The sequence below is a fragment of the Acinetobacter brisouii genome (genome assembly GCF_008993995.1).
GTDB lineage: Bacteria > Pseudomonadota > Gammaproteobacteria > Pseudomonadales > Moraxellaceae > Acinetobacter > Acinetobacter brisouii_A.
Window position 1 is genome coordinate 1 of record NZ_BKNN01000101.1, and the last position, 5,455, is coordinate 5,455.

The window sequence follows — 5,455 nt, forward strand, 5'->3', positions numbered from 1 at the left end:
CCGAGGAGCATAGGGTGTATCTCACTGACGCAAACTTTCATAAAATAAAAGTTAATACCCCATATGAACACTACTGCGAAAGCTGCAAGTTTATCTTTTAAAAGCATGTGTGATTTCCTAAAGACGAGGATGACCTGCACAAAGTACAGGTCAGTGTATTTGAGGATTAAATTTTGGTTTGTTTGGCAGGGATGAGCACATCAAGTTGAGTACTTTGATGACGTAATTTAACTAGCTCTACATAATCTCGAATAATAAAGATACAGAATAGAATTCCTGCACTTGCGATGCCGAACCAGAATGCTTTTTGAAGGCTAGGTATAAAAGCCATTGCAGCAAAGATTGAAAGCATGCCGATGATTGCAAAATAACTCAGGTATGGAAAACACCACATACGAACTTTTAAACGTTCAGGTGCAACACGTTCTAAGTGGCGACGCAAACGGATTTGAGAGAATGCAATCACGATATAGACAAATAAGGCTACAGTTCCATAAGATTCGACCAAGAAAGGAAATACAGCATCTGGTGAGAAGTATGAAGCTAAAATTGAGAAATAACCAAATAATGTACTGAATAGAATGGCACGAATTGGAACACCATTTTTTGAAAGTTTGGTCAAGCTACGAGGTGCATCACCATTTTGGGTTAAAGCAAACAACATACGGCTTGCAGCATAAACTCCAGAATTTAAGCAACTGAGTACAGCCACCAGAATCACAACATTCATAATGTCCGCAACAAACGGAATATTCAATACTTTTAGCGCACTTACGTAAGGTGTCGCAATTTCTGCACTGTCCCAAGGGACAATACAGACCACTAATAAAATAGAGCAAACATAGAAAATCAGGACGCGAGAAATCACGGATTGAGTCGCTTTGGCAACAGATTTTTCAGGGTCTTTAGTTTCAGCGGCTGCAATTGTGACGATCTCAGCGCCAAAGTAAAATCCAGTTGCAGCAACAGCGCCCGATAATACTGGTCCCCAACCATTTGGCATAAAGCCACCATGATTTAACAATTCACCAAATCCAGCGGCTTGATGGTTTGGCCAAAGACCGAACATATATAAAGAACAAAGGAAAATGAAAAGACCAATCGCAGCAACTTTAATAGATGAGAACCAAAATTCGAATTCACCAAAGGATTTTACGGAGAATAAATTGGTTGCTGTTAATAGGGCGAGTAAAACCAGACTGACGATCCATTGCGGTGTATCAGGTAACCAATAAGCAAAGAGTTTTGCACCGACAATCGCTTCTAATGCAATCACGATGACCCAGAAGTACCAATACATCCATCCCGTCATGAAGCCTGCGAGTCGAGATAAATAAGGCGAATCTTGGAAAGCATGGCGTGCATATGCATAGAAGGAGCCTGATACAGGAGAGGCGGTTGCTAGCTCACCCAGCATCCGCATCACTAAAATAATTAATACACCCGTAATCAGGAAGGACAAAATGGCGGCTGGACCTGCAGATTGAATCACTACAGAACTACCCACAAATAACCCCATTCCAATAACACCACCGAGTGCCATCATTTGGACATGACGAGGTTTTAAAGCACTTTTTAAACTTTGATTTGAATCTGAGTCATACATGATGGATTCCCTCTTATAATTTTATAACCGAATCATTGCAGATGATTGAATGTGCACTCAAAGCACTTCATCTCTTAAGTGGTACCAGCGATATAACAATGCTTGCCCGAGTCGACGAAATGGTCGAAACAGATGTGAAGGCAAAGGGGATTGATAAATCGGAAGCTCAAATTGAGGGCGTTGTATTCCCATCACACGTTCTGCGAGACGGCGTCCTGCCATTGCGGAGAAAGACACACCATTACCACCATAACCAATAGCGTAATAAATGCTTTCCTCAGAGTTGGGTTGTACGATACGAGGCATCATGTCATGACTCACATCGACCCAACCCCACCAAGAATAAGCAATAGGTATGCCACGTAGACTTGGAAATTTGCGGTAAAGGCCTTCTTTTAACCGTTCGAGATGGACTGGATTATCCGCATCCGCACCCGTTAAGGAGCTTCTACTGCCACATTGCATAGATCCATCAGGGAGTAGACGATAATAGTGACGTAAAGTTCGAGTATCGGTAATAAATGTGGTGCTGTGTAAGCCTGCTTCAGCACGCTCCGCCGCAGTTAAAGGACGCGTTACAATAGAATTGGATAAAATCGGCATGATTTTTCCAGAAAGATGCGGGTGTAAGCCATTTGGGGTATAACCACCTGTTGCAACAGCCACACGTTTTGCTTTGACAATGCCATTTGGGGTGCGTAAATAATGGATACCGTTGTGCGTTTCCCAGCCAAGCACTGGACTTGAAGTGTGTACTTTGGCACCAGCAGCACGGGCACGTTTTAAATAGCCAAAAGCCAGTTTTAAGGGGTGTATGCCAACTCCATCGGGTTCCAGCAAAGCACCTGCAGCTTCCTGATCAGCAACATATTCTTCATGCAGTTGCTCACGGTTCAACATACGGGTCTGATAACCAAAAATCTCTTTCATGACTCGACCTTCATTTTTAAGGAAAGCCATTTTTTTTGCGCGATGAGCAATATAAAGATGTCCACCATCTTGAGCATCACATTCAATACCGCTCACGAGGTCTTTAAAGTAATCAAAACCTTCCCGAATTTCAGCATCAAGACGTTTGGCGGTGTCTAATCCCCATTTTTCAATCCATTGTGATCGGTACAAACGACCCGAGGCATTTTGACCTTGTCCTCCATTACGGCTGGTACAGCCCCACGCCGTACGATTTGCTTCAAGGACAAGTGGTGCAGCACCAAATTGTTCAGCCAGTGTTAGTGCTGTAGATAGCCCAGTGAAGCCTCCACCAATAATGACGATGTCCGCTTCAGTGTCACCCATTAATGGGCCATCATCTTCGGGTGGCGTACCTGCTGTGCCGACCCAATAAGTTGGTGCATAATTTTCATTGCCTGATAGGACAGGAGCGGTTAAAGGGTCGAATTGTGAGTTGTAACTTTTAAAACTATGTGTCGGTATGGATTTATGCGGTTCTAGGCGTTCGCGAAATGAACTTGCATGTTGGACAGATTGATTCATTGAAAGACTCCTTACGCGATTGCTTGAACAGGTCTATTTTTACGGAATGCATTTTTGACGAGAATTTTTCCATCTTTAAATGTAAAGACATCAACCATATTGGCTTCAATCCAGCCACCATCAGCAGTTGTCGCAGTAAAGGTTGTTTCTGAAATACCAAATTCAGCATTATCACTGATCCAGTGTTTACCGTTTCGCCACTGAGCATCTGGAAAACTTTTGAAGGTATTGCTAAATGCTTGACGAACAGCATCTAAGCCTTCAATTCGGGTTCCATGAACATCCTCACCAGCTACAGTTTCAAAACGGCATTCTGGATGCATGCATGCCATGAGTTTTTCGACATCATGTTGATTCCATGCTGTAGAAAAATCCGTAAGTAGTTGGATTAATTTTGCTTGCTGCATTTGTATTGCTCCAAAATAAGGTTTATTTAGCTGTAGAATTGAATTTACGGAAATAGTGAAATATGGTGTAGTACCAGATTTAAAGTTTTGATGGATCCAGTTGTTTATATATTTAAATTATTGTTTTTTAAAAATTAGTTTAAATTGTTGATGGTGGAATGCCATTTGCTTTATATCGAGTAAGTCCAGTTTTAGCTTAAAAGTGGACTGAAACTATGAGCTTTGCACCAGTTTGAGTAGGAAAACATCAAAATTGATTGCAGCAATGCACAGATATAAGGATTGATTAGTGAGTTCAGTAATTTCAGCTACAGTTTGGCAGGCATTATTTTCTAATACGGCACAGAGTGGTTTGAATTTACAAGGCAGAATCTGCCGTATGATGTTTTCGGCTTTAGTACAAGGTTATTTAAAACCAGGTATGGCGGTACCTTCTAGCCGAGATTTAGCTGATCAACTGGGTGTTGGTAGAAATACGGTCACCATTGCGTATCAACAATTGGTTGCTGAGCGAATTTTGGAATCTAAACAGCGGAGTGGACATTTTGTCTGTTTAAATTTCCAGATTGATAGTAGTGAGAGCAAAACCATTCGGACTACATCAAAAGCGACGACCTGGGGTGCTCGCTTTTATATACGACCTTCAGCACAAAGGCATTTAACTAAACCAAGTGATTGGATGAATTATTCCTATCCTTTTATTTATGGTCAGCCAGATGCGGAAAGCTTTCCTGCTTCGGCTTGGAGGGAATGTGCATTACGTGCCTTATCTGCAAAAGATGCCTCAATATGGTCACAAGATATTACTCAACAGGGGGACGACGCTTATCTCATAGATGCAATCCGGCAGCATATTTTGCCCACGCGAGGCATCATGGCTCAAGAGAACGAAATCTTGTTAACCGTAGGGAGTCAGCATGGATTATATATGTTGGCGATGTTATTAATGCGGCAGAATCATGTGATTGGTGTCGAAGAACCTGGTTATCCAGATGCACGTAATATATTTTTGCTACAGACCCAGCATATTGTGCCTTTAGCCGTGGATCATGAGGGGGTGACTTTAATTCGGGCAAATGAGTGTGATTATTTATTTGTTACACCAGGGCGACAATGTCCAACAGGAGTAACCATGTCTCCACAACGCCGACAAAATTTATTGCAGTTAGCAGAACAAAACGACAGCATTATTATTGAAGATGAATATGATGCTCAAGTGTTAGTGCAAAATACAACGATCCCCGCGCTAAAAAGTTTAGATCGACATGGACGAGTCATTTATCTTGGAAGTCTATCTAAGCCATTGGCACCTGGGTTACGTCTGGGATATATCGTTGCCGCACCTGAATTAATACAAGAACTTCGACATTTACGCCGTCTGATGTTACGACATCCAAATGTGTTCAATCAACGTGTCTTTGCTTTGTTTATCGATCAAGGCTATTACCATAGCATGTTACGCCGTCAGCACCAATTACACCGACAACGGGGTGAAATACTCAATAAGGCATTAAAACAATATCTTCCAACATGGAAACCTTATGCTTTGAATGGTGGTTCAGCATGTTGGATTGATACCGCAGCAGATATTGATACTACGGTTTTGTCTCATTATGCCGCAAATTTAGGCGTATTCATTGAATCGGGGCAGTCTTTCTTTTTAGATGATCACAAACACAAACATTTCCTTCGTTTAGGGTTTGGGTCAATCAGTGCAGATAAAATTGATGAGGGGATAAGAAGGCTGGCTCAAGCCACTGAAGAATATTGTTTATATAATTAGACCTCTTGCGAAAGTTAATTTAAGAGCATCCAATTCACCATTCCAGCAATTAAATTCATTCTTAGACCAAAGCGTTTCCGTCTATTTCTATAGCGTTCTGTTAATATCCGAAAATGTTTAAGTTTGCCGTTGATATGTTCAATTGTGATCCTACGCCGACTGATT

Annotated in this window: 4 protein-coding genes and 2 pseudogenes; 1 reads left to right on the top strand and 5 read right to left on the bottom strand. The window is 41.6% G+C overall.

Annotated elements, in window-relative coordinates; all coding sequences use genetic code 11:
• The 4 genes and pseudogenes from GBN19_RS16320 to GBN19_RS14295 form a co-directional block, all read right to left on the bottom strand.
• Positions 1-107, bottom strand: a pseudogene (locus GBN19_RS16320) (EamA family transporter); the annotation flags it as partial.
• Positions 108-166: 59 nt separating this feature from the next.
• Positions 167-1,606, bottom strand: coding sequence for an amino acid permease (locus GBN19_RS14285; protein WP_004992188.1), 1,440 nt, complete (start codon positions 1,604-1,606; stop codon positions 167-169).
• Between the two features lie 57 nt (positions 1,607-1,663).
• Positions 1,664-3,100, bottom strand: coding sequence for an NAD(P)/FAD-dependent oxidoreductase (locus GBN19_RS14290; RefSeq protein WP_151778583.1), 1,437 nt, complete (start codon positions 3,098-3,100; stop codon positions 1,664-1,666).
• Between the two features lie 11 nt (positions 3,101-3,111).
• Positions 3,112-3,507 (bottom strand): nuclear transport factor 2 family protein, encoded by a 396-nt coding sequence (locus GBN19_RS14295; protein ID WP_004992199.1) that lies wholly within the window; start codon positions 3,505-3,507, stop codon positions 3,112-3,114.
• A gap of 289 nt (positions 3,508-3,796) precedes the next feature.
• Here GBN19_RS14295 and pdxR point away from each other — a divergent pair, with 289 nt between their 5' ends.
• Positions 3,797-5,290, top strand: coding sequence for a MocR-like pyridoxine biosynthesis transcription factor PdxR (pdxR, locus tag GBN19_RS14300; RefSeq protein ID WP_151710973.1), 1,494 nt, complete (start codon positions 3,797-3,799; stop codon positions 5,288-5,290).
• A gap of 14 nt (positions 5,291-5,304) precedes the next feature.
• Here the strand turns inward: pdxR and GBN19_RS14305 are convergent.
• Positions 5,305-5,455 (bottom strand): annotated as a pseudogene (locus GBN19_RS14305) (IS5/IS1182 family transposase); the annotation flags it as partial.